Origin of the sequence: Microcystis sp. M061S2, from assembly GCF_020245605.1 — a bacterium.
Lineage (GTDB): Bacteria > Cyanobacteriota > Cyanobacteriia > Cyanobacteriales > Microcystaceae > Microcystis.
Map to the genome: position 1 here is coordinate 23813 of NZ_JADBUP010000097.1, position 26811 is coordinate 50623.

A 26811-nucleotide genomic window follows, 5' to 3' on the forward strand; every position below is an offset into this window, starting at 1 on the left:
AATTATTGATCGGTAGCTATGTTATCAGGTTCCAGAGTTAAGTTTTCAGTGAATTTATGCTACTTCAGCGATTTGCTTTTTTATTCCGTCCTAGTGGCGATATCGAGATCGAGCGGGGGATTCGGACTTTATTGGCGCTCGCGGTACCGATTATTATCGGTGATATTTTAAATCAGTCAGAATTGGGGTTAATGGTCGGTTTAGCGGCTCAAATCTTGATTTTAGCCGATGTGGGGGGGCTTTACTGCCTGAGAGCGAAAACCCTGGTCGCTACGACTATCGGGATGGCTCTAGCTTTGATTATCGGCACATTAGCCAGTGCTTGGCTAGGATTGACCGTAGTCATAGTTTTTTGCGGGTTGTTTCTAGCGGGTTATTTGACAGTTTACGGGGAAAATGGGGCGTTAGCTGGGGTAGTAATTAGTTTATTGCTGCTTTTTGCTGTTTCTTTGCCATCGGGAGATATTATCGTCGCTTTACAACGGGCCGGAATCGCTGTGTTGGGAGGGGGATGGACAATTTTTTTAGCCCTGTTTATCTGGCCTTTTCGCCCTAATCAGCCTTTACGTCAGGTAACGGCGGAAAATTTTCATGGTATCGCCACCTATCTCCGCTCTTTGCCCTTAAACTCTCGTTCTAATGCTAATGAGGAGCCATCTTTTAACAAAATCCGGCAACTGTTGCTCCGTTCTAGGAAAACTGTCACCTTGACGCGTCGGGGACGTTGGGGAAAGAGTGAGCTGCGGGAATTGTTAATCGTCTTGATTGAAGATAGCGATCGCATTAATACCAGCTTAATTGCGCTGCGAGAATTGCTTCATCTTCATCCCTTGCCACAACTGACCACGGTGGGTATTTTATTAGAAGATATTCTCGTGCAAGTGGCGGAAATTAGCGAAGATATTGCCTGGTTAATTTTGGGTAGAAATAAACAACCGGATTGTGAGCGCTTGCAGCTATTACTCAAGGCGATCGAGCAACAAAAAAACCTGCAAGCTAAAGTTTTAGAAAATGCCCAGGATGATTATAGCAGTTATGTGGCAATTTCGCAATTAAATAATCGTTTAAAAAAATTATCTAAACAGCTAAAAATAGCCAGTGAAACAGCGCAACATTTGCGGCAAAGCGAGAACTTTTCCGATAAAAAAAATCTCTGGCAGCGGAACTTTGAAGGGATAGAAAAAGAGTACGGTCAAGAAAAAGCTTGGTGGGAACCATTAAGATCTAATTTTAATCTAGAATCGCCCCTATTTCGCCATGGTTTACGTTTGGGTTTGGGAAGTGCCGTAGGAGTGTTGATCTACAATAAGCTGGGAATTACCCATAGTTTTTGGATTGGTTTAACCTTAGTTATTGTGTTAAAACCAGATTTTAGCTTGACTTTTCAACGCTTTTTTAATCGGGTGTTTGGCACGATTTTAGGCTCGTTTTTTGTTTTGGCACTGTTGCGAATTATAGATAATCCGATCTGGTTAGAAATTATTGGAGTGATTTCTATAGCGATCGCTTTAACTTTGGTGCGATTTCACTATAGTTTGGCCGTATTTTTTATCACAATTTTTGCTTTAATCATCAGTCGTCTGGATGCCAGCAATGACGGTATTAATTTAGAGTATATCAGAATAGTTTATACTTTAATCGGTAGTGCTTTAGCCTTTGCACTTTCCTTCGGTTTTTTACGGTTTAATGAAGATGAACGTTTTTCCCTCGCTGCCATTAAAGCATTAGAAGCTAATCAAATATATTTTCAGTCAGTTATGGCAGTTTATTTAGGAGAATCATCCTATCAAACTGCAATTTTATCTTCCCATCGCCATAAAGCTCGACGAGCAAATACAACTATGCAAACGGCCCTACAACGATTAATTGATGATCCTAGCACACCCTTTCCACAAATGGAACCGGCAATCACTTTAAGTAATTATATTCCTCGTTTTGGTCGCGGGGTGACAGTTTTATTGACGGAATTGGAACAATATCGCGGTAGTCCTCCCCATCCTAATCTAAGTCTGTTCACGCAACAAATAACCCAAGCTTTGACGCAATTAACCCAAGCTTTGCAAACAAATAATCCTCCTCTTCCCTTACCTCCCCTCGAAGATACTTTAGAAAGCATCCTCGATCATTTGCAAGAATTGCGAGAGGAAAGGTTAGTAGAAATTGCCCATCAAAAAGAGGGAACTAATCTCCATAAATATTTAGGGGATTATAATATTGTCACCACGGAACTTGTGGAATTATCCAGTCGTGTTGGGGTAATGAACACAGCAATTGATCGTTTTATTAGAAGTTAAAATTTAGTTATAACAACAGAATTTAGCAGTCAGGAGGAAAATCGATTAACTTCGATAATTTCCGTATATTCAAAATTATTAGGACTGCGTTTCACTAGAGAATAATCAACACCATGAAGATTAATTAAATCCTCTTGACAATCCGCTTTCGGAGAATTATAAACTAACACATATTCTTTACCAATATAGGGAGAAATCTCGGTTTCTACTTCTCCTCTCCATTGAGTTTTTGTCACTAAAACAATTAACTGATTGGCTAATTTAGGAATAGCGATCGCAACTTGCCGACGATAGATATGATCAAGACTACCAAAAGGGGAATCCATCACCAGAGGAAAAGTGCTGCTATCAATTCCCATCAAAGTATTTTTCTGACTCCATTCTCGCACTCGATCGATAATTCCCCCGATAAAAGATAAACTGAGAATCTGATTTTCTCCGGTGGAAGCTGCCACGGGAATGGCGAATCCTGTCGTATTTTCTAATAATCTTACCTCGTAATCGGGACTAATACGGGGAATATAGGGAGTAAAAGAAATTGAGTTAAAGATTTCCTGTACCCGTTTTTCTAAGGACAAACGAAACTGATTTTCTAATCTCTGTCTTACCTCACTAATGCGATTAATTGCCTCTTGAGTCGCTAAAATACGTCGTTGTCCTAAATTATATTTTTCCTCTTTTTGTTGCTGTTTCTGTACCTGTTTTTGCAGGGATTCTAACTCTTTTTCATAGATATCTAGTTGATTTTTATTGCTGCCCTGTTCCAAGCGTAAATCTTTTAGGGAATCCTCGATCGCATCTAAGCGAGATTGCAGATTTTTAATATCTTCATCGGGATAATGGCGAAATTTATCCCGAACTTCATCTAATTCTGATTCTACCAAAGATAATTCTAAGCGCCACTGGTGAATATTAGCTTGATAACTATCCACTTCTTGCCAAAAATCTAAGACCCTCTTATCCATTTCTTTGACTGTGGAAGATAAGCGAATGGCCGCTTCTTCCACATCGGCCATTCCTGCTTTATTCATCCAGTCTTCCACCTGTAAATAAGCTTGGCTATTTTCCTGTAATTCCTGGCCACAAATACATTTTTTCCGCTCTAATAATTGTTGGACAAATTGCTGTTTGATACCACTGGGTAATTCCCCCTGTTGTCGTAGGCGATCGATTAATTGCTGAAAATTTTGATTAATTCCTTTTAAAAAGACTTGATAAGCTTGCTGAGAAATTAATTTCTTTAATTTATCTTTAGTTCTGACTAAATCTTGCCGCAGATTTCTTTCCTGTTGTTCTAATTTTTCTTTTAACTGTTTTAATTCCTCGGCACCACTTAAATCTAGTAAGCGATTAGTGACGGCTTTTTTTAATTCTTCCTGCTGGGATAACTGGTTAATAATATCCTGCTGACGCTGTTTTAACTTCTCTAAATCCTGCTCAATTTTACTTTCCTGTTTCAATAACTTTTTTAAATCCGATTCCCCTAAATCTTTAAGATCATCTTGTAAAGATTTTTTGGCTTTTTTTAAATGCTCGATCGCTCTGTCTAATACTTTAACTCCCAATAATTCTTTTGTATCCTCGGCGATTTTACCTTGGCTACTACTGCGGAATTGATGATCGATATATTCGCCATCAAAAAAGAAATAACGGTGTAAACTTTCGGGTAAAATTTGATTAATAATATCCTCCGCTGGTTGATTGGGTGTGTACCAATTGCCATCATCACCAGCGTAGAGCATATATAAACTATTTGAACCGTATTTAATTTTGCTATTTACATCTTGGTAGGCGAAAAATTTTCGTTTTACCTGATAGCGTTTATTTTCATGTTCAAAGTTTACTTCTGCGGAACATTCTATGGAAGTTCCCGTGGTTACTTCCGTAATTGCCCGTTTATTAACTAATAACTCTGGTTCGGCAAAAGCTGCTGTAAATTTTTCATAAAGAACCCAGGTACAAGCATTTAAAATTGTTGTTTTTCCCGCCCCATTATTGCCATAAATTACCGTCGTATTGCGAGAACTCGCCGCTAAATGTATCTCAGGAGTCTTACCATAAAATTGTCGAAAATTACATAACTTTATTGATAGTAGTTTCATAGTTCGATAGAGGGGATAATGGGGAAGTGGGAATTATGAATTATGAATTATGAAGTGGGGAGAAGGGAGCGGGGAGCGGGGAGATGGGAGAGGGGAGAATAAATAAAACTAATCTCCTAACTACTGACTCCTAACTCCTGTCTCCTGACTCCTGATAGCTAAAAGCTAATTATTGAATTACTTCTTTAATAATCGTTAAAACATCATCATTGATATTGCGAGGATTGCGCTGGTATAACTTATCTCTTTCCAATTTTAAAACTCGATCGATGATTTTTCGCACATCTTCGGGAGCGTTTAAAATCGGTTCTTGGATATTTTGGAGATTATTATCAGGATTAGTCATAGGGCAGATTTTTTAATATTTACAGCCGCTGCATTGCAAACAAAATCCTTGCCGGGGTACGTTAATCTATTACTAACGCACCCTCAGCCTAGATTGTTTCCCTAAACGAAACTTAAATAGGGTAACTTTTGGGCGGTAGATTGAATCAGATCGAGATTTTGTAACAGCTGTCCGCAGGTATCCCAACCCCCTTCTATTAACATCTGTCGGGAACCTTCATTCATAGAGACGGTAGCGACAAAATCCCCCCATTCCACTGTCATGGTTGTCAAAGAAAGATCGACGGGAATTTCGGGATTAGCTGCAATTAAATCCTGTAAATGGGTGATGGTTTTAGCCTCGGCAGTGACACAGGGAACCCCATTAGCGATACAATTGCCAAAAAATATTTCGGCGAAACTTTCCCCGATAATTGCTTGAATTCCCCAACGTAAAATCGCTTGCGGTGCGTGTTCCCGAGAAGAGCCACAACCAAAATTACCATTGACTACCAGAATTTTCGCCCCTTGGTACTGGGGTAGATCGAAAGGATGACTCCCCTGTAAAGCCGCTCGATCATCGGCGAACACTTGTTCGCCTAAACCTTCAAAGGTGATACAACGCAAAAAACGAGCCGGAATAATGCGATCGGTGTCAATATCGTTGCCTCGCAAGGGTAAAGCTCGTCCGGAGATGGTTTTAACTTGACTCATGATCTTTTTCTAACTTTTACTAGCAGTGATAAAAAAGGTGGTTGCATCTTGCCATACCCCCTGATCGGTGGCATTTTTCTGGATTTCTCGGCGATAATTGTTCACTAGAGTCGCAATTTCGGCAGCCGATAGGCGACCGAACCGCCTTTTTTTAACCATTGATACCATTTTGCCAGCACTTGCGGGATATCGGGGAAAAGTGCAATCGCCAGAGAACAGGTAATCAGATCGAAACTAGACTCGGCAAAGTCAATGGCAGCTATATCGGCGTTAATCAGGTCAATATTCTCGATATTTAATGCTTCTAGCTTTTTTTCGGCTCTGGCAATCATTTCTGGTGTCAAATCAACCCCGATGACACTTTTTACTTTTGGCGCAATTGCGACCGCAATAAATCCCGTTCCCGTTGCCACGTCTAGCACAGATTGGCTTTTTTGTAAATAGAGATAATTTACTAATTTAAGGGCGCGAGCTTCGGTAAAATCGTTATCGTAATCGTGACGACGGGCATAAAAATCAATCACTTGACGCTGATAATCGTTGCTCATCTTCTCTATTGCCCAATTATCGACAAAGACTGACCCAATTGACTTAAATTAAGAGCATGGCCGCCGGTAACTAGATAAACCGCGTCTGCTATTGTGCCAATTCTACGACAGAGATCGCCTAAACGATCACGAAACAGACGACCGAGGGGATAAGCGGGAACCACACCCCAACCGGTTTCTTCCGCCACCAGAATAACATCAACCGCCGCATTTTTGAGGGAATACAAGAATCGATCGCTAATTTCTAACCATTCAGCTGCCGACATTTCTAAACAATTGGCTACCCAAGTACCGAGGGAATCAATTAACAAACAGTGAGTAAATGGGCTATTATCAATAGTTTCGCTCAATTGTCGGGGAATTTCTTGGGTTTGCCATTGGGGGGAACGTCGCTGCCGGTGTCTTTCAATGCGATCGCACCATTCTTGATCTTTTTCATCCACCGAGGAGGTGGCGATATAAATAACGGGTTTTTGGCTGATTTTGGCTAAATATTCGGCCCATTCACTTTTCCCAGAACGGGCGGCCCCTGTAACTAGGATAATTTTTTCATCCACGATCGAGATTTTGGCAAATAACTAAAGTATATACAGGAGAAAACTGTCCTATTCTCGATCATCAAAACGGTGAATATCATCATCTCCTAAATATTCGCCATTTTGCACCTCGATCATCACCAAAGGAATAGAACCGGGGTTTTCCACCCGATGACGGGTATTCATGGGAACATAGGTAGATTCTTTTTGTTTGAGGAGAGTTTCTTTTTCATCACAAATTACCCGCGCTGTACCAGAGACGACAATCCAGTGTTCACTGCGATGGTAGTGCATTTGGGTACTCATGTGATGGCCGGGTTTAATGACAATGCGATTGATGCGATACCGCGGACCTTCCTCCAATACCGTCACCGTTCCCCAGGGGGGAGTCCTCGTCATTTCTAGGTCTTGGGGAGAAGGGGAGGGAGCATTAATTAAGTCATCCATGGCGGTGGTCTCCAAACTTGATCAACATTCTAGTGGACAATAATCAGTTATCAGTGAACAGTGAAAAGACAGCAGTAAACTGCCATTTGATGATGATCACTTAATACACACTGCTCACTTAAAACTCAAAACTTAAAACTCAAAACTGATAACTGATAACTGATAACTGATTCAGGAGGGCAATTGTTTAAAATCAAAATTTGTGTCTTTGCCCTTGACAGATGGCTCGGTTTGTGCTAGGCGATTAGCCATTTGTACCAGATCCACTCCGGTAGCTTGACGCAATTGTTCGGCAAAAGCAGTCATTTTCGGGACAAGATTACCATCACCTCCGTCCACTACCGTCACCGTTTGCACCTGCACTTCTGGCACACTAGCGACCATTAATTTAAGTAATAACTCCAGTTTTTGGTATAAAAAGATGTTTTTAGCGTTATTTCCCGCTCCTTGCCAAGAGGCCGCTAATTTTTTGGTTCCTTCCGCTTGCGCTTTCCCCTGTTCGATAATTTTGGCCGCTTCCCCCCGGGCTTTGGCGATCGCTTGTTGACATTCCGCTGCCGCCGGGGCGATCACATCTGCTTGTAATTGCTGTTTCACCTGCTTAATTCGGGCAGTTTGTACCGCCACTTCGGCCTGTACTTTAGCTAAATCGGACATAACCACCGATTCTACCTCAGCAATCATGGCGCCGCGCTTAGTTTGAGTGTCGCGCACCCGTTTTTCTGCGTCAGCTTTGGCTATTTCTAAATCTTTTTGGATACGACGCAAAGCGGTTAGGCGTTGGTTTTCGGAAGCCTTGATAATCGATGTTTTTCGGGCTTTTGCTTCTGCTATCCGGGCATCTCTCTGTAATTCGGCTTTTTGCTTCCGTCCGATCGAATCGAGATAACGCACCTCATCGGAGATATTCTGGATCTGCAAACTATCCAAAACTAAACCCAATTTTTCCAGATCCTGTTCCGCTTCTTCCAAGAGACTTTTAGCGAAAGCGATCTGATCGGAGTTCGCTTGTTCTGGGGTTAAATTCGCCAAGACACCGCGCAAATTCCCCTCTAGGGTTTCTTTAGCCAATTGTTCAATTTCCTTGCGTTTCTTGCCCAATAAACGCTCGATCGCATTATGAATAATCGGTTCCTCCCCGGCAATTTTAATATTCGCCACCCCGGTGACGATCAAAGGCACACCGCCCTTAGAATAGGCATTAACCACCCTGAGATCGATGATCATGTTGGTCAGATCCATTCGATACACTTGTTCTAGCATAGGTAAACGAATACTGCTGCCCCCTTTTACCAAACGATAACCGATGGTTTTGCCCGTGGCCGTGGGACGACGACTACCAGCAAAAATTAAAACTTCGCTCGGTTGACAGATATGGTAATAGTTACGGATGACTAATAAACCCGCACCTGTGCCTAAACCGAAAACTCCCAGTAAAACAGCGATAATTTCCATAGATTTTATTACGGTCGATGCTCGGATCAAATTAACTAAATTGTATCCATCAATTTCCAACTTTGACAGACGTTGAAGTCCAGTAGGGTGGGCTACATCCAAAATTAAAATAAGTAATGATAGAGTAAAATCCTCTAGTTTTATGTTGACTTCAATCAAATTGCTTCTAAAATCTACACATAACTTTATTCGTAGAGCCAATTATTCAATGTATAAATAATCTCAAAAAATCTCTCGGCATTTGTTGACCGTCGCTTCTGCTGCTGTGGGTGTCCCCGAACCTACGAGTGTTCTTGGTTGTATCACACTGGGCGGTTTAATGCTAGGGGGTGCTGTCCGCAAAATGAGAAAATAATGTCCCAGAGAGAGGAGGCGCGGGTTTCCTCTCTCTTTTTTTGGGTGGTTTTTGAGCCTTCAGGTTTCAGTATCTATCCCTAATTGCCGCAATCGTGCCGCTAGTTGTTCTGCTCGTTGTTTCGCCACAGAAGCCTCTTGTTTAGCCACAGAAGCCTCTTGTTTAGCCGCAGAAACCTCTTGTTTAGCCGCAGAAACCTCTTGTTTAGCCACAGAAGCCTCTTGTTTAGCCGCAGAAGCTTCTTGTTTAGCCGCAGAAACCTCTTGTTTAGCCACAGAAGCTTCTTGTTTAGCCGCAGAAACCTCTTGTCTGGCCACAATTAACTCCTCATCGGCCAGGGGAATCAACTCTCCCTCCAGCGTCAACCAGCGTAACCATAGCCGCTCAATTCCCCGATAGGAACCTTGCCACAAACCCAAGCTCAATTCCAGTTGAGGAATCGGTAAGCGTCCCTCCACTAAAGTCACGGGTTGGTAATGACCGCCTACCAGTTCAAACGCTTGAAGTTGGTTAGTATAGCGGCTAAAAACTACATAGTAGGGAACCTGCAAAATCTGTTCATAAACTGTCCACTTAGTTGGCGGTTCTTCTGGTTGGCGTAGTTCTTCGCCTAAATCTTGATTTTCCGTACCTGGAGACAATAATTCCACCACAATCGCAGGGGAAACCCCTTCCTGCCAAATCACATAACTTAAGCGCAGGTCATGGCCATCGTAGAGACGAGGAACACCGACCACCCCAAACCAATCAGGACGCTTGTACCATTGAGGGTGTCTGACATCGTAGTAAAGGTTAAGGTCAGCGGCGCTAAAAACTAGCTCTGGTTCCCAGTTGGGAGGCTGGAAAGTCAGCAGTAATAACTGAGGTTGTAATAGGTGAAATTCGTCAGGCAAACCGGGTTCCAGTGGATTATCACTAGGTAAATCGTACATCGTCGGCAAGGATTGCCGAGGGGAAAGGGGAGGGTCAGATTGGGGAATGGTGAAGGTAGGTGTAGTCATTTCAGTTATCAGTTATCAGTTATCAGTTACCACTCAGACCTCTCAAACATTGTAACTGTGATTACTGTAGCGGCGTCAGCCCTGGGGGAAAAGAATATAAAGATTTATTAAATTGTAGCTTTTGATACAATGCGGGGGGGGGAGTGTGTATCCTCTTGACTGTTAGGTTCGCTTGTCATTGTTTTGGGTTGCGCTATCGCTTAACCCGAATCGAAATGTCGTAAGCACTCAAATTATCTACCATTAACCCTTTTTTTTTGATGAAATTACAACTCGGCATTCTATCCGGGGTTGCCCTAGCAGCCACTCTAGGAACGGCTGGTGCAGCACAAGCTGCTATTGTTGTCGTCCCACCTGGCTTGAATCCAGGCGATCAGTATCGTTTGGTGTTTGTTACTGACGGCACACGGGATGCAACAAGCACCAACATCAACGACTACAATACCTTTGTCACTAATGATGTAACACCAACATCAGCTCTCGCAATTGCTCTGAATGCTGCTGGACTGACGACCACTTGGAAGGCGATCGGTTCTACCGCTTCGGTCGCTGCCCGTGATAATACGGGTACTAATCCATCGAGTACGGGTGTTCCCATCTACCTCATTGATGGCAACCTGGTCGCGAACGATAATGCAGATCTGTGGGATGGTCAAGTGTCTTCTAAACTTAACTTAACACCTTCTAACACATATCTTGGGTTCAACTTTGTATGGACTGGGACGTCGTCCGACGGGACTGGTGGTTTGGGGGGCGCATACTTCTTGGGTTCAGGATTGGCGCTCGTGGGCCAGACTGATCAGACTTTTGGCTGGGTGTTCAGTTCAGATCAGCAGGCTAGCAGCTCGCTTAGGCTCTATGGTCTCTCCAGCATCTTGACTGTACCGACCCCGCCCGCGCCCGTTTCGGTCCCCGAACCCTCTAGCCTTCTTGGTTATATCACACTGGGCGGTTTAATGCTAGGAGGTGCTGTCCGCAAAGCGAGGAAATAATGCCTACAAGGGAGAGGAGACGCGGGTTTCCTCTCTCTTTTTTAGGGGTTTTTGATACCTGGCACGAAGTAGTCGTCCCTGATTACAGAGGTGGTGCGTTACGGCGAATTTTAATTTTGTTTTTTTGACCAAATTGATAGCCGCAAACACGCACCCTACGCCCTAGCAACTTGGGTTAAGTATTAAATTGCTCAATCTAACCTACAAACTACCCTGTAATCTTGATTGAACTAACAGCGTCATTTTCATGATTTATTTCTGGCATTTTTGGAGCGATCATTATCGTTAATTTCAATCCTAAAGCTTGAAGCCAAGAGGTTAGTTGATTCATGGCTTCAGGTGCAGGTTTTTGCATTAGTTCTTCCAATTGCTTCGCCTGAATTTTGATTTGTTCTGGTGTTAGATTTTGAGGGCCAAGGGCTTCTAGGACGTGATTGAACGCGAGTCTGAGTAATTCTGATTCAAATTCATATTCATCTCCCTCGAGATGAGTTTCCAGATAAACTGCTGCATAATGGGGATCTTTAAGGGATTCGATCAGGGAATCATGATAACTATCACTGACTGGCATTTTCTCGGCTCCTATAGTCTTGCCAATATTTTTGGGCTATTTCAATTTCTTTAGCTTGCGTTTTTTTATCTCCTCCACACAGGAGTAAGATAATTGTTGTTCCGATTTGTCCAAAGTAAACGCGATAACCAGAACCATAGTCTATTCGTAGTTCATAAACTCCTGCTCAAAGCTGATTTATAATCCCCTAAGTTACCTAAATTAACCCGGTTTAGGCGTTGAGCGATTTTAGTTTTAGCCTTAATATCCCGCAAAGAATCGAGCCATTGGGCAAAGGGAACTTTGCCGTCACTGGTAACATAACGTCGAATTTCTCTGGGTTGAGCCGCTATGGGATAATTATAGCAGTTATACTATTTTTCTAAAGTAATGGCAGATATGGTTAATTACCCCCACCCCCAACCCCCCACCCCCTTTATCAAGGGTAGGGTTGATTCATGAATCAACCCTACCCGACATCGTAGAGCAGGGGGGTGGGAGAGGGGAGTATTTAGAAAACGGGTTTCTTTCAGAAACCCGTTTTCTAGGGGTGGGAGTATGTCAAACTAAAAAGTAAAGCTTAGACAGCCTATCTTTATCATGCCAGATCAGCCAATCTCGATCGCCCAATACTACCACGAGCGGACCAAATACGACCCCCAGACGATCGCCTCAAAAAGTAAAGGTCTTGATTGGAGTCAACAACCCCATCCCTTCAAAGAATACAAAATCGGTCAGACTTTCGATCTCAAACCCTACCTCTCCCGTCAAACGGTTCCCCAAAAAGGAGACTTTTGGCGACGTATATCGCGAATTTTGGGCTGTAGCTATGGGTTAACTGCCAAAATCGCCACTATGGGGAGTCCCTTGTACCTACGTTCCGCACCCTCTGCTGGTGGATTATACCCCGCCGAGGTCTATCTGATCTCCCGTGGCACGGAATTTTTACCCGCCGGTCTCTACAGTTATCAAGGTCAAAGTCACTCGCTGCTTTTATTCTGGGAAAGTGATGTCTGGACCAACCTACAATCTGCTTGTTTCTGGAATCCTGTTTTAGAAAGTACCGATATCGCTTTAGTTACCAGTGCCATTTTTTATCGGTCTGCTTGGCGCTACGAGGATCGAGCTTATCGGCGTATTTTCCTCGATACAGGGCATTTATTGGGCAATATTGAGCTATCAGCCTCGATTAATGACTATCGCGCTCATTTAATCGGTGGTTTTAACGATAGTCAGATGAATGAATTACTTTATCTTGATTCCGAGAAAGAAAGTGTCATGACGGTGATTCCTTTGGCAGATCTGCTCAATATCCGGCAAAATCTCCCCCATAGTACCACGGCACTCCCTTCGGCAACCACGACTCTTTATCCCAAAATTCCCGAGGGAGAATTATTAAACTCCCTACACCGAGCCACTATCATAGCTACAGATGAGAAGATAGAAGCAACTGTTACCCCCTCTAATTGGGAAGATAAATATAATTTTCCTTTTTGTCTAAAAGTTTCCGTGACATCCCGTCCCGTCAATTGGGGGGAAGATTTAATCGATCTGGAAAGTACGATGCTTAAACGCAGATCTACCCGCGCTTATAGTGGTGCTAGTCTCAGTTTAGACGAATTGCGAGCGCTGCTGCATTTTACCTATCAACCCCAAGATTATGCCAGTCAAAATCTCGATCCCAATCCCGATTATTTTGCTCTGGATTTATTGGAAACTTTTATCGCTGTTTCGGCAGTAACTGGATTAGAGGAAGGCTGTTATTATTATGCTCCTAAAGCCCAAGAATTGCGGCAAATTCGCTTTAAAAATTTCCAGCAAGAGTTACATTATCTCTGTTTAGGTCAGGATTTGGGACGGGATGCGGCTGCTGTGGTTTTTCATACGGCGGATCTGTCAAAAGCAGTGGCTAAATATGGCGATCGAGTTTATCGTTATCTTCATGCAGATGCGGGCCATTTGGGACAGAGATTAAATTTAGCGGCTATTCATCTGGGGTTAGGGGTTAGTGGTATCGGTGGTTTTTTTGATGATCAAGTGAATGAAGTGTTAGGAATTCCCTCCGATGAAGCAGTTATCTATATCACTACTTTAGGCCGACCGAAAGTTTTTTAAGGTGAGTTTGAACCACTGAAGGGGTGACAAGGAAGTTGAGGTCATTGTACTCTGTACTTTGACCGGTTCACTTTCTCCCTTGTACGTATTTTGTTTAAAGGTTAATCCAACTACGGACCATCTGTCGGGGTTTTCCTGAATTTTTAAAAGCGGTTCTATTGTGGCATAAAAAGCGATTATTAATGTAAAATATATCACCTTTTTTCATTTTGAAGCGGACTGTATTTTCCAGTTCCGAAAAAAAGTCGTCGATGATGTCGAGTGTTTTTGTGATAGCTTCCGGTTGCGCTATTTCCAGTTTGGAGTAAGCGACTTCAATCCAGTACCGCATATAACGAAAAACCAGACCCTGAGAATCGGCTGAGAATAAGGGGAAATTATTCTTTTGAATAGCTTCTTGAGAATTAATCTCTCCAGGTGTAATCACATCCCGCGCCAAAGGTTTGTAAAGATAGGGAACTAGGTCTGTATGGTTTTGCCAGAAATATTGATACAAATTGGCGGCGTTTACTACCAGGGAATCTCCTCCCTCATCTGCGGCAGCAAGACACAGTAAGCCAACAATATCAGGGAAGTAGTTTTTGGCTGTACTATCGGTATGATAGCCAGTTTCTGCATTCGTCATCGAAACGGGTATAGCTTCTTTAGTGTAATCCATTCCTCGATCGATTACATCAAAAAAATAGCCATAGCGGTGGTTTAGCAGTCCAAAAATGCGAGAAATAAAAGCATAAATTAACCGCATTTCTATTTCTGTTAATTCCGGTTCTAATCGGAAAATAATTATGCCTGGTTTCTGGAGCAATTTCTCACGAAATGGTAGGAAAAAATCAAGATTTTTATTGACTGTTTCCTGTCCTATTTCGTTGGGTTTTTCAAGCCATTTGTGATTGCTTCTTTTTAGTAAATCTGAGACTAATGATTCTGGTACATGAAAAAATAGTTGAGAAGGATCAGGCAATTTTTTCCAAGTCAGTAATGAAATATTAAGCTCAGAAATCGGTATAATCATTTTTGAATTTTGAAAGCAACGTGAAGGGGAAGGTCAATGAGCGGAGTAAAAAATTCTGGGTCTAGTTCTAAATGTTCCTGATTAATTTTTAGTTCATAAACTTCTGGCATTTTTGTGAAGGCTGCTAAACGAAGAGATGTGAAGTAATCTTCCATAGTTTTATGAACACATTGCACGGCGACGGCTTTTCTATCTCTGCGCCAAATCTCACCGGGGAATAATTGATTGCGTCCGGAAAAATAGCCAGCTTTCGGTTTAAAATAAAAGGGAAACTTATCTTTTTTCAGAAAAGGTAAAGAGGGATGGGGGACGGCGAACAGGAAATAGCCACCGAATTTCAAAAGTTGGTAGGCTTTCTGCATCGTGCTAATAGTTTCTGAAACATTTAAGTAGTTGAACAGAAACATAGCCAGAACTAAATCGTATTGTTCGGACTCAGTGACCGCAAAATCACGAATATCACCAGCTTCATAGGAAGCATTAGTAATCTGATGCTCGTTTTTTTGAATCAAGGCCTGCTCGATCATTTGCGATGAAATATCAATCCCATGAACAGATTGAGCGCCTCGGTTAATTAACTCTCTTCCTACATAACCTTCCCCACAGCCTAGATCTAATATATTCTTGTTGACAATCGGTTCACATAAATCAATGACAAACGGACGCGCGGAGTAATCAGAAAGCAAAATCGGTTCTACTCGTTTCCAGTCTGCTGCGCTTTCGTCGTAAAGTTTTTTGGTTTCTTGTGTTGCTTTCATACCTATCTAACGTGATAAAATTTGCACTAATTTTGTTTTAGTCTAGCACTGTGTAAGTAATTACCCATAAAACTTTTACCAGTTAATCCAAAATCAGCTATCGCCAGAAAAACCAGATCTTCTTCTCCTAAGTTCACAGATTGATGAACACACCAACGGGGAATAACAGCAAAAGTACCCGGTTCGACTTCGTTTTCGTATTGATCAACAATAACTTTTCCTTGACCCTGAAGAAATACAAATACGGTTTCATGTGCGTGTCTGTGCATTTCATTCGCCTTTCCTGGCTTGACTATAACTAGGCGTGGATCTAAAACTTCTAGATCAAATGGTAGGCGAAATACGTTAAAATCAATATTGAGTTTATCAACCTTATTGTTGTATAAGGCTTCTAAGTTGCTGGCGCTGATTGTTGAAATAAGCTCTTTACCTTCTTGCACATGAGTCAAGCTTTTTTGTTCATTGATTTTTTCGGTCAATGCTCCCAGTCGCACTGTTTGAAAATCATGGTAAAGTTGTGATGCAAGCCTTAATATTGTTTGAGAGCATTGGCATTCATTAGATGGATCTGCAAGCCAATTTAACAGGTTCAGAACTTCTTCTTTGTGCTTTTCCGTTTGCATCCCGTATAGCAAAAGTGAACTCAATCCGGGTAGTAGTTTTTCCACTGGAACAGTAGATAAGTCTTCCGTCAATCCAATACGCACGTCATTGATTTGATGCAATAAAAGTTCCTGTTCCTGATTAGACAGCTTTTTGCCTTTAATCATTTTAGTGAAAAGCGTAACAATCTTGAGTTGGTCTGATGATGTCAAAGATTTATCTAGCGCCAACGCACGTTCATACATATTGTCCCAGTAAGCAGCACGTAGATTCAAGGCTTTTAACATTCCTTTCCGTAATTCCAGAACAGCCTGTTCGCTTTCACTGGCTAATTCTTTAGCAATCTCAACTAAAGTTAAGCTGTGTTCATCCTCCACTTCTGTATGTAAAGGAAAAAATACATATTGCTGCAAGGATAATGATGTATGTTTTTTGATCGCTTCAATAATGTGTTTGTAGATAAATTTAACAACAGATTCAGTCCCTAAACCTATCGCTCCAATAGCTTGGAGTGAACTTCCATTCTGGAGCAGCGATAAGAATGATTCACGCCAGATTTCCACTTCAACACAAGGCGTTTGCGTGCTATCTACTCCCATCGCTTCTTGAAAACGCTTGAATAACTGTGGGTGCGGAATTTCCTGTACCCACTCGTCCTTAATACCTAATTTACGGATTGCTTCGAGATCTTCATGGTGTAGATGTCCGTTTTCTTCAGCTAAGTTCTTCAGCAGGTGATTTCGATGAGTGGGATTTTCTAGCTTTGATATTACTGCTGTTAAATAACGGGAAAACCAGTCACTATAAGCTCCGTATTGACTGGCAAAGTCTGTCAGAACTTCATCAATATGTTGAAATTCTCCTTTTTCTAAAGCCAGTAAATACGGATGATTAATCGCTCGATGGCTTAGTGCTTCCTCGATTAAATTTTCCATTTTTTCTCATCCCCCGATAGCCGCCCTCTTTTAAATACCATCACAAAATTGGCCAATTGTCAATAGCGTTTGAGATGCGCTCCCCCTGAAAACAGATCATTCTTGATTAAGATTCTCTGAGATTTTCTCTCTCTAATTCGATTAAATTATCGATTTTTTTTAGCTTGGCATCCCCGGCAAGATAACCGATCCCGCGATGTAAATGTAAGCGAAATTGTTGAGTTAGAGTTTCTTTATCGGTTCCTAATCCGTCTTGATGACAACGTTGTTTGAGGGCAATTAAGAAAATATCGGCCATTTCTCCACCGAATACTTTCCAGGATAATTCTACATTGCTATCGGCAGGAATGGGAACGGGAGAGGGGAGACTCGGTTCAGCAAGGGAACGACAAAAAGCCCAACGACAGAGGATATTCCATTGGTCAATTTTGGTGTAGCGTTTTAATTTTATTAGGCTATCTTTGGCGGTTTGAGATAGTCGAAAACGTTCGATCGGTGATTCCATAATCTATAATTTTCCCTCGATCTTACCGATGATAAAATAGTTAGTCATACTCAATACTGTTTAATAGGAGAGTGGGAAGTGGAGAGCTTTTTTTCAGTGATCGATAAACAGTGAACTGATAACTGATAACTGATTCAATGTCTCAAGTTAATTGGGGGAGGATTTCGTGGGAATTTATCTCAGTCATAATCTTACCAAAAGTAGCGGTCAGGGTGAATAGTGGTTTGACGTTGTTGGGAATTGTATTCTAGCAGGTATTTTCGGGCGATTACTTCCTGTTCTTCTAATAAGAGTAGCTCATTTTGTCCAATTTCTGTATCGGTAGAAAGGAGGATGACTTGAGAGGAAGCGGCGGGAAAATAACGTTCAACTAAATTATGGCGATGGGAAGAATCTAAACGTCCGAGGGGTGTATCGATAGCGATGGGTAAATCTCGCCCGGAGACTCGCGCTAATCCCCACAAAAAAGCGATCGCTAATAGTTGTTTTTCTCCAGCAGAAAGACGGTGTTTAGGCACATTTTGTCCATCGGGACCAAAGAGAGATAGACCAAAAGTATCAGCATCGATCGCTATTTTCTGCACCAGATCGGACTTATGCAATAAATAACGAAAACATTCCGCCACTTCTCCCTCTAATCTATTTAACTTTTTTAAAGTTAAGCGCTCTTTAAACACTTTTAAAGTTTGCTGTGCTTTGACAATTGCATTGACGATATGTTCGTTACTTTGCGATTCTAAAGCTTTCTCACTATAGGCAAATAATTCTTTTTTAGTTTTCTCAATTTTCTTTTTGATTTCCTCATAATTTTTGTGGCTTTGCTCGTATTCCGCTTGAGCATTTAGATACTTTTTCTGAGCGGTTTTTAAGTTATTACTCAGGGTTTCGTATTCTTCGGGAGAGGCTGCTACTGCTAATTCTCGCTCTAAATTATCTAAGTCAACTTCCAGATTTCTTAATTGTTCCATCGCTTGATGAGCGAGGTTAATTTGTGCCGGTAGTTGATGGGTTAAGACTCGATTTAATAATTCGATCGCCTCCTCGTCTAAATCTAAGTAAGGAGTAATCAAAGAATCGCAATCCTCAGCTAAAAACTGATTTTCTTGCTGTAAAAATTCTCTAATATTATCTAATTGTTCTAAAGTTAAATTCAGTTGTTTTAAATAAGCAAGTAACTTTTTATCTCTGGATTCTAAAACCGATTGAGCGACTTGAGACGATTGAAATTTTAGCTCTTTTTCTCCCTGAATTTTAGCCGCTTCTAGGAGAGGAAAAATTAACTTTAATGGTAAAAATTCCCCCGCCAATTGACCTAAATATTCTCTCTGTTTATCTAACTTTTTATCTAAATCCTTTTTTCTGCTCTCTAATTGACTTCTTTCGGCGGCAATTTTTCCGCCATCAATGCGAAATTTATCCGAGACTGCATCAAAATCATTTCTAACCAAATCTAAATTTTTTTGTTGAGTTTCCATCTCTTGTCTAGCCAATTCTAAATCTTCTTGGTACTGAGCTAATTTTTTCTCAATAGCTTCAATAGTTGCCAGTTCATTTTCTGCTGCTAATAACCGGCGCTTGCGACCAGCTAAAATATCAAGATCAACTGCTAATCTTTCCGCTAATTCTAACCCTAATAAAGTCTGCATCGAATCCTTAACGCTGTCAGGAGGTACATCCTGTTCTGCCAATTCTTTTACCTGTTCCCCATCAAATAAAAACAGGTTAGAAATACCCAAAGGTAATAAAGTTTCAATATATTCATCCCAAGTATTAGCTAAGGCGGGATCGGGCCAATCTTCATCTAAAATACCGAGGGTATCCCTACCATCTTTGGGCTGTTTTGTCCAGTATCTAACGATACGATATTGTCGCCATTGTTCATTAACTAGATGTTCAAAAGCCAGTTCTATTCTAGCTTGATCGATGAGGGAAGCTTGATTATTAACTGCTTGACTGAGAAACTCGGCATAACTTAAATTATTGCGAGTAGAACACTTCGCCCGCGCACCGTACAAAGCCAAACGAATCGCATCCATTAAAGTAGTTTTGCCGCCGCCATTCATGCCTCCTAAAAGGATAATCGGACAGGGATTGTTATCTTTTTCGGGACGTAAATTAATCACTTGACGACCGGCGTAGGGACCGAAATTTTGCAAAACTAATTCAGTAAAAATCATTAACAGTCAGCCTTAGTTAAGTCGAAAGTTTTAGGGAATCTCCTGTAAAAATTATACCTGAAAAAGTGCCGCAGATATTTTTTTACACCCAAGAAAAAACCCCAGATTTTATACTATAGCATTGATCACCATCGCCTAGATATAATCAAGGTTTCCTGATCTTTACTTTCCAGTTTATTACTGGGCATTAGCCTATTTTTTGAAAAAATCGTTATGATCGGCGTGAAAGTGCCAACACAGGGGAGAAAATTGCTATGATCACGATCGGCGAATATTTATGCCAGCGTCTCCATAATTTAGGGATTAATCATGTTTTCGGGGTGCCGGGGGATTATGTCCTCGATTTGATGGATGTTTTGGTGGAAAGTCCGATCGAATTAGTTTGTACCTGTAATGAGCTTAACGCGGGTTATGCCGCCGATGCCTACGCGCGAGTCAAAGGGATGGGTGCTGTCTGTGTCACCTACGGTGTTGGGGGATTTAGCCTGGTTAATGCTGTGGTCGGTGCTTACGCTGAAAGAGTTCCCCTGGTGGTAATTAGTGGAGCTTCCGATCGCTCGATTCGCCGGGATAATTTATTATTACACCACACCACGGGCGATTATAATCTGCAATTGTCCATCATGGAAAAAGTCACGGTTGCCTCGGTTATTCTCACTAATTCTGCCCAAGCAGCCAGTCAAATCGATCAAACTTTAGCCGCTTGTTTGCATCACAAACGTCCCGTGTATATCGAAATTCCCCGGGATCTGGTCTATCGTCCCTGTATCCCCTCAGAAAAGCCAATTTATTTAACCGATAATCTCACGGATGCCGCCGCTTTACAAGAAGCCATTGAAGAAGCGGTTTTTTTATTAGAAAAAGCGGAAAAACCAATTATTTTAGCAGGGGTAGAATTCCATCGGTTTAAACTCCAGGATAAGTTGCTGAAACTTTTAGAGGTAACGGGTTATCCCTTAGCCACCACTATTTTAGGTAAGTCGTCAATTTCGGAAATGCAGCCGCAATTTATCGGCACTTATGTGGGGGCATTAAGTCGCGAATACGTTAATCAACGGGTGGAAAATGCCGATTGTGTCCTCTGTTTAGGGGCAATAATGTCCGACATGAATTTAGGCGGATTTACGGCTAATTTAAATCCCAATAATTTGATTAATGCCAATTCCGAGAAAGTAAAAATTAAACATCACTTCTATCAACCGGTATTCCTAGGGGATTTTATCGATGGTTTAATTGATAAGCTAAGTCACAAAGAAGCGGCTACACTAGAGATTAAACCCGCGGCCGAATTGAAGAATTTAGAATTCATCCCCGTGCCAGAGCAAAAATTAACTAATGCTCGTTTTTATGAGCGAATAAATCATTTTATCGCTCAAGAATCTTTTGTTATTTCCGATACAGGGGACTCAATTATTGCCACAATTGATTTATTAATGCCCCAAAAAACCGACTTTATCGGTCAAGCATTTTATCTATCCATTGGTTATTCAATTCCCGCCTGTTTGGGAGTAGCTTTTGCCGCACCCAATACTCGTCCTATCGTCTTTGTGGGTGATGGTGCTTTTCAAATGACCGCCCAAGAACTTTCGACAATTATCCGTCACCATCTCAATCCAATTATCTTTTTAATTAATAACGACGGTTACACGATCGAGCGGGTAATTCAGGATAATATTTATAATGATCTACAACCGTGGAAATATCACCAATTACCAGCAGTATTTAACGGGGAAAGTTGGAGTTGTCAAGTCAGGACAGAAGGGGAATTAGAAAAGGCTTTATCGATTGCCCAGGGTAACATCGATCGCCTATCATTTATTGAAGTACATCTCGATCGTTTTGACTGTTCCCAAGGCTTAACTCGTTTAGGTCAAGCTTTACGTTCACCCCACGCTTAGACTGGTTATGCTATTAGGTTTTGACTGTGTGAAGCTGTCCTAAGACACCAGACTGAAACTCTTTTGGCTCCCAAGAGTCAACAATTAAGATACAATCGGTATCTTAATCAAAGTGTGATGGTGACAACCACAACTAAAAACCCTATGAATGCTTTATGGAAACAAATCACCCTATTGAACTTTTCGCCTGCTTCTTGGTCAAAATATAGCTATCTGCATCGTTTAGTCGGCCTTTTTAGTCAATGGCGACAGGGTAGCTGGTTTGTGCAGTGGACAGAACTGATGGGTGCGCTGTTAATCTCTCTCCTTATCGCCACTGCGCCGTTTTTCTCCACCAGTCAAATCGGTTTTTTATTGTTAGCAATAGCGGGTTATTGGCTACTCTTAACCCTTGTGGATGAAGGCAAAATCGGGGTGACACCGATTCACATTTTAGTACTTTTATATTGGGGAATTGCCACGGTTTCTACTGCTTTTTCTCCCGTTAAAACCGCAGCCTTGGAAGGATTAATTAAATTAACTCTCAATCTCATCTTTTTTGCCTTTACCGCCCGAATCATGCGATCACCACGCCTAACAAATTGGATTCTGACTACTTTAGTTTTAACCGCTTTAGCAGTCAGCGTTTACGGCATTCGTCAGCAAATTTTTGGTGCGGAACAGTTAGCAACTTGGAACGATCCCACTTCAGAATTAGCGGGGGATACTAGGGTTTATAGTTATCTCGGTAATCCTAATTTATTAGCTAGTTATTTATTCCCTGGTATTGCCTTTAGCGGTGCGGCATTATTTGTGTGGCAGGGATGGCTACCGAAAATTTTAGCGGCTTTATTAACTTTAGCCAATGCCGCTTGTTTATTTTTTACCGAGAGTCGTGGCGGTTGGATTGGTTTGATGGTCTTAGGAATCGTCTTCTTATTGCTATTATTTTATTGGTTCAAAAATTATCTACCGTTATTTTGGCAAACATGGCTTTTACCATTAATTTTAGGTGGTTTAGCGGTGGTGATTTTAGGGGCGATTTTATTGGTCGATCCCCTGCGAATTCGGGTGATGAGTATTTTCGCCGGACGGGAAGATAGTAGTAATAACTTTCGGATTAATGTTTGGGATGCAGTTATTCGCATGATTCAAACCTATCCACTTTTGGGCATCGGACCGGGTAATGATGCTTTTAAGAAAATTTACCCCCTATTCATGAAGCCAAAATACACGGCTTTAAGTGCCTATTCTGTGCTATTAGAAATCATGGTAGAAACGGGAATTATTGGTTTTACCTGTTTCCTCTGGTTATTAGTCACAACTATCGGCCAAGGCATCCATCAAATTAAACTTTTACGCGATAAAATGGATAGTCAAGGCTTTTGGTTAATCGGGGCAATTGCCGCTATGGCTGGAATTCTTGCCCACGGTTTTTTTGATACGGTTTGGTATCGTCCCCAGGTTAGTACCCTCTGGTGGTTAGTTTTGGGTTTAATTGCTAGTCGTTGTTATTCCCCCGCTAGAGGTTTTGATCCTGGCAATTCTCTCCTCTAGGGGGGCGAAATGGGGGAGCATTGAGGAGTTATTTCAAATTACGGATAGGACTGCTCTGAAGGGTATTTGAAGCTCGTGTAGGCGTAGGCGAGGGGGATTATTAAGAAAAATCACAAATCTTCCATCCTACCATTTCTCGGTGGGCAAAGCAAGAGACAATTAAATTGGATCGTTTCCCAGTTTGTTCTGCGCTTGGCGCGATTTCCTAACTGCAATAACGAGAGTAAATCCCTGTGGCCGTTATAGAGACGAGGGAGGAAAATAATGGATCGTTCTCTTAAGTGGGCCGTTGCGATTGTCATAACTCTAATCCTCGTGCTTTCCCCGGTCTTTTCCCAGGGATTTGGGGCGACAGAGTGGAACCCGAAAGGAGGGAACGGTCAAGATACAATGCTAACCCTTACTCGCACTGACAACGGCAAATCCATCATCATGCAGGTCAACGACCTGCTGCTACTGTCCCTCGACGAGAATCCCACTACCGGCTTTCAGTGGGCGCTTGATGGCGGCGGGGGCGATTTAGTGGAGCTGCAGTCCTCTGAGTATGTACCTGCCGGGGAGTCGAAAGTCGGCGGGGGCGGTCGGAGAATCCTGACCTTTAAAGCGCAACGGGCTGGGATAGACCAACTAAGGCTTAAGCTCTGGCGAGAGTGGCAAGGAGAATCGTCAGTTGTCGAACGATTTACTGTCACGCTCCAAGTCCGAGAGTAAAGGCTTCTCGGACAGCCAGGGGCTAGTGAGTAACGACTTAGGAGGGAAAGAAAAATGAGTGAAACATTCGTAATAAATCGATGCTATCCAGAAGCACAAAAACTTTTACGAGAGATTGAACGATTGGTGTAAACAAAAGTCTGAAGATAAAGAAGGTAGATATTTTAAATGCGAGTAAATCCAGTCGGTTTTTAATGTCAAACTAAAATTATCTTTTATCCTTTGGAGAAAGTCAATATGTCTCAGTTATGGTCAGATAAAATTGTTTCTGCTATACAAGCAGGAAGGAGCATTTCCCATTCCTATAAACCAACTCAATCACGCATCAAGATACTCAGTAACGGTGCTGTTTACATCAAAGCTGATATGGATACGGATGCTGATGGTTCACCTCGCGCAAACCAGATTGATCCCAAATATGGTCAACTTCCCACATCTCTCCGCAAGAGCAATGGTTGGCGAGGAGATGCTGAGTATGTCAATGCAGAAACCATTCCCTATTATGTTTTACCCGGAAATTTTGCTTCAGTCTCCGGTGTAACTTGTAAACTAGGAGACTTAGCTCTTGTTCGTTGGCAAGGACATGAAATCTTGGCAATTTATGCTGATCAAGGACCTACCGATAAAATTGGCGAAGGCTCGATCAAACTGGTTGAAGCATTGGGAGAAAACCCTTGGAATGCTGGTAAAACTGAGATTATTAGTGGAATCGAATTTGGAGTTGAGTACCTGGTTTTTCCAAAATCAACTGCTACACGACCTATCCCATCCTCTTTTGATGAAATTCAATCTGTGGGTCTAGAAGTCTTTCGAGAATACTTTGGTGACGTAACCTACTCCATGACGCAGGAAGAAATGCAAGAAAAGGCCGGTGAAAATGATGTTGAGGTTTGGGAGATTATCAATGCGCCAAACTTTAAAACCTTGACTGATTTGAATTTACGTCCTTCAGTTGGTACAGGCTCACCGCCTATCACCACTATCCCTATAGATACAGTGATCAAAAGTCTGGTTGACTCTAGTTCTCAAAGACCGAAAGTTTTCCATGTTGGTTTTGGCAATAGTGGTTTATGGCTGATGGTTGAATATAACAACCAAAAAGGGTTTGTTAGAGCTTCTAAAAATTACATACTTCCGTGGTATCAAAATTGATTGATGATCGAATTCAGAGAGGTAATTTTACAGAAACTTAATCTAGCCTATACAAGAGCGGGCGATCGCTTTTCTGGCAAGGAGGAAAGGAACGATCATTGAAATTGAATTAGCAACGATAGACATACATTTCCGTTATCGAACTGTTTGATTAGTACAGGGCATAAAAGCAAGCTGTGATCGGGTGATAATTTTTAGAGATGTCCACTTTTGATTCCACACTGTGAACAAAACATTGTTTTCTCCTGAGAGCAGATTTTCCGTGGACTCACTAAATTTTTTTACTCCAGCTTTGAGTGAGCTAAGGTAATACTAGCAATTAATAGATCGGCTCTACCAATTTGGCAGAATTTAGAAATACCCTGTCACTTACCGTTCATCGATAACTGAAATTTAAGCATAGATGCGATCCTCGATCGCCACCGATTGCAGAAGTCTTTCCACGATAGCTTTAGCTTGACGACCGTGACTAGGAATCAGACGATGGCAGAAGACGTAGGGAGTGATAAACTTAACATCATCGGGGATAGCATAATCGCGACCTTCGAGGAAAGCGTAAGCTTGAACTGCTTTTTGCAAAACCACACAACCCCGGGGACTGACTCCTAAACTAATATCTTCGTGGTCACGGGTAGCGCGGACTAAATCGACAATATATTGCTGTAAAGCAGGAGCTACCTTGACCAGACTGACTAATCTTTGCAATTCTCCCACCTGTTCTAAGGAAATACAAGCTTCTAGGGATTTAACCGTCTCTTGAGAATGCTGTCTTTGTAACATTTTTAATTCTTCTGCTGCACTGGGATAACCCAAACTCAGGCAAACGGCAAAACGGTCCATTTGTGCTTCTGGAAGCGGAAAAGTGCCTTGATATTCGATTGGGTTTTGGGTGGCGATAACAAAGAAGGGTTGGGGGACCGGCCGCGCTTCTCCATCGACGGTAACTTGTTTTTCTTCCATGACTTCTAGAAGTGCCGATTGGGTGCGCGGGGTGGCCCGGTTGATTTCATCGGCCAACAGGACGTTAGCAAAAGCGGGGCCGGGGATAAATTCAAATTCGCGACTGTTGGGGTTCCAAATCGTGGTTCCCGTGATATCACTAGGGAGGAGGTCAGGGGTGCATTGTACCCGTTGGAAACGACCGTTAATTGAACGCGCTAAGGATTTAGCTAACAGGGTTTTGCCGACTCCGGGGACATCTTCGAGGAGAGCGTGACCACCACTGAGCAAAGCCACCAGCACAATGCGAATCGATTCGGTTTGGCCGACGATGCTCTGGCTCAAATTTTCCATCAAAATATCAATAGCGTCTCTCATAGTACAAATGGGGTATTTTGTCAAGAAGATTAATGTTAATTTTTTTGATCTTAACGATTCTTTTCCCAATTTGCCCACACTAGCGAGGAAAGTTGACAGACAATGGCGGTAATTTTTCTGCTAGGGAGCTAATCGGGGTTAGGGTGGCGAGCATAGAGAAAATTAGTTAAGAATTGTTGCCAGTGGGCGAAATCAAGATTTTCAGTCGGTTCAGTACGGTAAAATCGAGAAGAATTTCTCTTAATCAGTGAAGATGAAAGCTAGTTCGCTCGTTTTTAGTCTTGTTTTAGGAATCGCTGCCAGTACATTAACCAATAGTTTACCCGAAAATTTGACTTTCAATTCTCGGAAAATATTGGCTCAAGATCAGGCGCCTTCCTGTCCCCTTCCTCCAGATCTTGCCATCACTTTTCGCAATAGTGAATGTCAGGCAATTACCCTAGAAAAACCCCAGACTTTCTTCCGTTATTATAGTGACGAAAATTACAAAAAAGGTCGTTTTCTAACTACGGATCAATATACCACCAATGTGGAGGTGATCAGAAATTTAGCCCTCGATCAAAAGTGGAATCCTCCCAATCAAGCGACCAAAGTAGTATCGGTGACTTTACCTGCGGGAACAACGGTTTATCAAGGAATTGTCGCCCCCCAGAATCCGGCTGATTGTTATCCCGGTGGTGGTCAGCAAACTTTTATTAAAGACTCGCGAGATGCCAATATACAATGGGGAGAGGGGCGAGCAATAACGGTTACATCTTTTTCCTGTCGCTAGAA

23 protein-coding genes and 2 pseudogenes are annotated in these 26811 nt (G+C 42.0%); 9 read left to right on the forward strand and 16 right to left on the reverse strand.

Features of this window, described 5'->3' with window-relative positions; genetic code table 11:
- The first annotated feature begins 56 nt into the window (after positions 1–56).
- Complete coding sequence (locus IM475_RS16610; protein WP_287728333.1) at positions 57–2294, forward strand: FUSC family protein; 2238 nt, start codon at positions 57–59, stop codon at positions 2292–2294.
- A 29-nt stretch (positions 2295–2323) separates the two neighbouring features.
- Here IM475_RS16610 and IM475_RS16615 read toward each other — a convergent pair whose 3' ends face one another.
- The 7 genes from IM475_RS16615 to IM475_RS16645 form a co-directional block, all read right to left on the reverse strand.
- Entirely contained in the window at positions 2324–4396 is a 2073-nt protein-coding gene (locus IM475_RS16615; RefSeq protein WP_287658550.1) for an AAA family ATPase, read from the reverse strand.
- 169 nt (positions 4397–4565) lie between these two features.
- On the reverse strand, positions 4566–4742 hold the full coding sequence (locus IM475_RS16620; RefSeq protein WP_002737666.1) for a hypothetical protein: 177 nt from the start codon (positions 4740–4742) through the stop codon (positions 4566–4568).
- 101 nt (positions 4743–4843) lie between these two features.
- Positions 4844–5434 carry a 3-isopropylmalate dehydratase small subunit gene (gene leuD / locus IM475_RS16625; protein ID WP_002740602.1) on the reverse strand — a complete coding sequence of 197 codons (591 nt, stop codon included), beginning with the start codon at positions 5432–5434 and terminating at the stop codon, positions 4844–4846.
- Positions 5435–5538: 104 nt separating this feature from the next.
- The gene (locus tag IM475_RS16630; RefSeq protein WP_287728334.1) at positions 5539–5982 is read right to left on the reverse strand and encodes a class I SAM-dependent methyltransferase; all 444 of its coding nucleotides are present in this window, start codon (positions 5980–5982) and stop codon (positions 5539–5541) included.
- A gap of 5 nt (positions 5983–5987) precedes the next feature.
- Entirely contained in the window at positions 5988–6539 is a 552-nt protein-coding gene (gene cobU, locus IM475_RS16635) for a bifunctional adenosylcobinamide kinase/adenosylcobinamide-phosphate guanylyltransferase (RefSeq protein ID WP_002736797.1), read from the reverse strand.
- A gap of 48 nt (positions 6540–6587) precedes the next feature.
- Complete coding sequence (locus tag IM475_RS16640; protein WP_061431867.1) at positions 6588–6965, reverse strand: phosphomannose isomerase type II C-terminal cupin domain; 378 nt, start codon at positions 6963–6965, stop codon at positions 6588–6590.
- Between the two features lie 171 nt (positions 6966–7136).
- Positions 7137–8420, reverse strand: coding sequence for a flotillin family protein (locus IM475_RS16645; RefSeq protein ID WP_149975649.1), 1284 nt, complete (start codon positions 8418–8420; stop codon positions 7137–7139).
- A 265-nt stretch (positions 8421–8685) separates the two neighbouring features.
- On the opposite strand from IM475_RS16645, the pseudogene IM475_RS16650 reads away from it, so the two are divergent.
- A pseudogene (locus IM475_RS16650) lies at positions 8686–8775 on the forward strand (PEP-CTERM sorting domain-containing protein); the annotation flags it as partial.
- A 59-nt stretch (positions 8776–8834) separates the two neighbouring features.
- Here IM475_RS16650 and IM475_RS16655 read toward each other — a convergent pair.
- The gene (locus tag IM475_RS16655) at positions 8835–9776 is read right to left on the reverse strand and encodes a Uma2 family endonuclease (RefSeq protein WP_287728336.1); all 942 of its coding nucleotides are present in this window, start codon (positions 9774–9776) and stop codon (positions 8835–8837) included.
- A 260-nt stretch (positions 9777–10036) separates the two neighbouring features.
- On the opposite strand from IM475_RS16655, the gene IM475_RS16660 reads away from it, so the two are divergent.
- A complete protein-coding gene (locus tag IM475_RS16660) occupies positions 10037–10768 on the forward strand; it encodes a PEP-CTERM sorting domain-containing protein (RefSeq protein WP_287728338.1) in 732 nt (243 codons plus the stop codon).
- A gap of 208 nt (positions 10769–10976) precedes the next feature.
- Here IM475_RS16660 and IM475_RS16665 read toward each other — a convergent pair whose 3' ends face one another.
- Both IM475_RS16665 and IM475_RS23020 read right to left on the reverse strand, forming a co-directional pair.
- Complete coding sequence (locus IM475_RS16665; protein ID WP_287728339.1) at positions 10977–11339, reverse strand: helix-turn-helix domain-containing transcriptional regulator; 363 nt, start codon at positions 11337–11339, stop codon at positions 10977–10979.
- Positions 11326–11671: pseudogene (locus IM475_RS23020) on the reverse strand (type II toxin-antitoxin system RelE/ParE family toxin). Before IM475_RS23020 ends, IM475_RS16665 begins: the two are co-directional and overlap by 14 nt.
- Positions 11672–11918: 247 nt before the next feature.
- On the opposite strand from IM475_RS23020, the gene IM475_RS16675 reads away from it, so the two are divergent.
- Positions 11919–13433: a SagB/ThcOx family dehydrogenase gene (locus IM475_RS16675; RefSeq protein WP_287728340.1), complete on the forward strand. Its 1515-nt coding sequence runs from the start codon at positions 11919–11921 to the stop codon at positions 13431–13433.
- Between the two features lie 94 nt (positions 13434–13527).
- Here the strand turns inward: IM475_RS16675 and IM475_RS16680 are convergent, their stop codons facing one another.
- From IM475_RS16680 to dndD, 5 genes are all read right to left on the reverse strand, one after another.
- A complete protein-coding gene (locus tag IM475_RS16680) occupies positions 13528–14445 on the reverse strand; it encodes a TauD/TfdA family dioxygenase (protein ID WP_287728342.1) in 918 nt (305 codons plus the stop codon).
- Positions 14442–15203 carry a class I SAM-dependent methyltransferase gene (locus IM475_RS16685; protein ID WP_287728344.1) on the reverse strand — a complete coding sequence of 254 codons (762 nt, stop codon included), beginning with the start codon at positions 15201–15203 and terminating at the stop codon, positions 14442–14444. The genes IM475_RS16680 and IM475_RS16685 overlap by 4 nt, the downstream gene beginning before the upstream one ends.
- 26 nt (positions 15204–15229) lie before the next feature.
- Positions 15230–16741 carry a cupin domain-containing protein gene (locus IM475_RS16690; RefSeq protein ID WP_287658540.1) on the reverse strand — a complete coding sequence of 504 codons (1512 nt, stop codon included), beginning with the start codon at positions 16739–16741 and terminating at the stop codon, positions 15230–15232.
- A 106-nt stretch (positions 16742–16847) separates the two neighbouring features.
- Complete coding sequence (gene dndE, locus IM475_RS16695) at positions 16848–17246, reverse strand: DNA sulfur modification protein DndE (protein ID WP_002735106.1); 399 nt, start codon at positions 17244–17246, stop codon at positions 16848–16850.
- A gap of 191 nt (positions 17247–17437) precedes the next feature.
- A complete protein-coding gene (gene dndD / locus IM475_RS16700; RefSeq protein WP_287658538.1) occupies positions 17438–19423 on the reverse strand; it encodes a DNA sulfur modification protein DndD in 1986 nt (661 codons plus the stop codon).
- Positions 19424–19677: 254 nt separating this feature from the next.
- Between dndD and IM475_RS16705 the strand changes: the two genes are divergently transcribed.
- The 4 genes from IM475_RS16705 to IM475_RS16720 all read left to right on the forward strand — a co-directional run bounded on the left by IM475_RS16705 (position 19678) and on the right by IM475_RS16720 (position 24720).
- Positions 19678–21321, forward strand: coding sequence for an alpha-keto acid decarboxylase family protein (locus IM475_RS16705; RefSeq protein ID WP_287728345.1), 1644 nt, complete (start codon positions 19678–19680; stop codon positions 21319–21321).
- Positions 21322–21465: 144 nt separating this feature from the next.
- On the forward strand, positions 21466–22857 hold the full coding sequence (locus tag IM475_RS16710) for an IctB family putative bicarbonate transporter (protein ID WP_287658535.1): 1392 nt from the start codon (positions 21466–21468) through the stop codon (positions 22855–22857).
- A gap of 264 nt (positions 22858–23121) precedes the next feature.
- Positions 23122–23568 (forward strand): protease inhibitor I42 family protein, encoded by a 447-nt coding sequence (locus tag IM475_RS16715; protein ID WP_287658533.1) that lies wholly within the window; start codon positions 23122–23124, stop codon positions 23566–23568.
- Between the two features lie 237 nt (positions 23569–23805).
- Positions 23806–24720: a glycoside hydrolase family 75 protein gene (locus tag IM475_RS16720; RefSeq protein WP_287728346.1), complete on the forward strand. Its 915-nt coding sequence runs from the start codon at positions 23806–23808 to the stop codon at positions 24718–24720.
- A gap of 393 nt (positions 24721–25113) precedes the next feature.
- Here the strand turns inward: IM475_RS16720 and IM475_RS16725 are convergent, their stop codons facing one another.
- Entirely contained in the window at positions 25114–26037 is a 924-nt protein-coding gene (locus tag IM475_RS16725; RefSeq protein ID WP_287728347.1) for an AAA family ATPase, read from the reverse strand.
- Positions 26038–26290: 253 nt separating this feature from the next.
- Between IM475_RS16725 and IM475_RS16730 the strand changes: the two genes are divergently transcribed.
- Positions 26291–26809 (forward strand): hypothetical protein, encoded by a 519-nt coding sequence (locus IM475_RS16730; protein ID WP_104395601.1) that lies wholly within the window; start codon positions 26291–26293, stop codon positions 26807–26809.
- The last annotated feature ends 2 nt before the right edge of the window (positions 26810–26811 follow it).

Bases quoted from the DNA above. Each gene is read 5' to 3' on its own strand.
- IM475_RS16690 (WP_287658540.1), bottom strand. From the start codon at position 16,741: ATGGAAAATTTAATCGAGGAAGCACTAAGCCATCGAGCGATTAATCAT.
- leuD (WP_002740602.1), bottom strand. From the start codon at position 5,434: ATGAGTCAAGTTAAAACCATCTCCGGACGAGCTTTACCCTTGCGAGGC.
- IM475_RS16730 (WP_104395601.1), top strand. From the start codon at position 26,291: ATGAAAGCTAGTTCGCTCGTTTTTAGTCTTGTTTTAGGAATCGCTGCC.
- IM475_RS16660 (WP_287728338.1), top strand. From the start codon at position 10,037: ATGAAATTACAACTCGGCATTCTATCCGGGGTTGCCCTAGCAGCCACT.
- dndE (WP_002735106.1), bottom strand. From the start codon at position 17,246: ATGGAATCACCGATCGAACGTTTTCGACTATCTCAAACCGCCAAAGAT.
- IM475_RS16610 (WP_287728333.1), top strand. From the start codon at position 57: ATGCTACTTCAGCGATTTGCTTTTTTATTCCGTCCTAGTGGCGATATC.
- IM475_RS16725 (WP_287728347.1), bottom strand. From the start codon at position 26,037: ATGAGAGACGCTATTGATATTTTGATGGAAAATTTGAGCCAGAGCATC.
- IM475_RS16715 (WP_287658533.1), top strand. From the start codon at position 23,122: ATGGATCGTTCTCTTAAGTGGGCCGTTGCGATTGTCATAACTCTAATC.
- IM475_RS16640 (WP_061431867.1), bottom strand. From the start codon at position 6,965: ATGGATGACTTAATTAATGCTCCCTCCCCTTCTCCCCAAGACCTAGAA.
- IM475_RS16720 (WP_287728346.1), top strand. From the start codon at position 23,806: ATGTCTCAGTTATGGTCAGATAAAATTGTTTCTGCTATACAAGCAGGA.
- dndD (WP_287658538.1), bottom strand. From the start codon at position 19,423: ATGATTTTTACTGAATTAGTTTTGCAAAATTTCGGTCCCTACGCCGGT.
- IM475_RS16710 (WP_287658535.1), top strand. From the start codon at position 21,466: ATGAATGCTTTATGGAAACAAATCACCCTATTGAACTTTTCGCCTGCT.
- IM475_RS16630 (WP_287728334.1), bottom strand. From the start codon at position 5,982: ATGAGCAACGATTATCAGCGTCAAGTGATTGATTTTTATGCCCGTCGT.
- IM475_RS16685 (WP_287728344.1), bottom strand. From the start codon at position 15,203: ATGAAAGCAACACAAGAAACCAAAAAACTTTACGACGAAAGCGCAGCA.
- IM475_RS16680 (WP_287728342.1), bottom strand. From the start codon at position 14,445: ATGATTATACCGATTTCTGAGCTTAATATTTCATTACTGACTTGGAAA.
- IM475_RS16645 (WP_149975649.1), bottom strand. From the start codon at position 8,420: ATGGAAATTATCGCTGTTTTACTGGGAGTTTTCGGTTTAGGCACAGGT.
- IM475_RS16615 (WP_287658550.1), bottom strand. From the start codon at position 4,396: ATGAAACTACTATCAATAAAGTTATGTAATTTTCGACAATTTTATGGT.
- IM475_RS16675 (WP_287728340.1), top strand. From the start codon at position 11,919: ATGCCAGATCAGCCAATCTCGATCGCCCAATACTACCACGAGCGGACC.
- IM475_RS16665 (WP_287728339.1), bottom strand. From the start codon at position 11,339: ATGCCAGTCAGTGATAGTTATCATGATTCCCTGATCGAATCCCTTAAA.
- IM475_RS16705 (WP_287728345.1), top strand. From the start codon at position 19,678: ATGATCACGATCGGCGAATATTTATGCCAGCGTCTCCATAATTTAGGG.
- IM475_RS16655 (WP_287728336.1), bottom strand. From the start codon at position 9,776: ATGACTACACCTACCTTCACCATTCCCCAATCTGACCCTCCCCTTTCC.
- IM475_RS16620 (WP_002737666.1), bottom strand. From the start codon at position 4,742: ATGACTAATCCTGATAATAATCTCCAAAATATCCAAGAACCGATTTTA.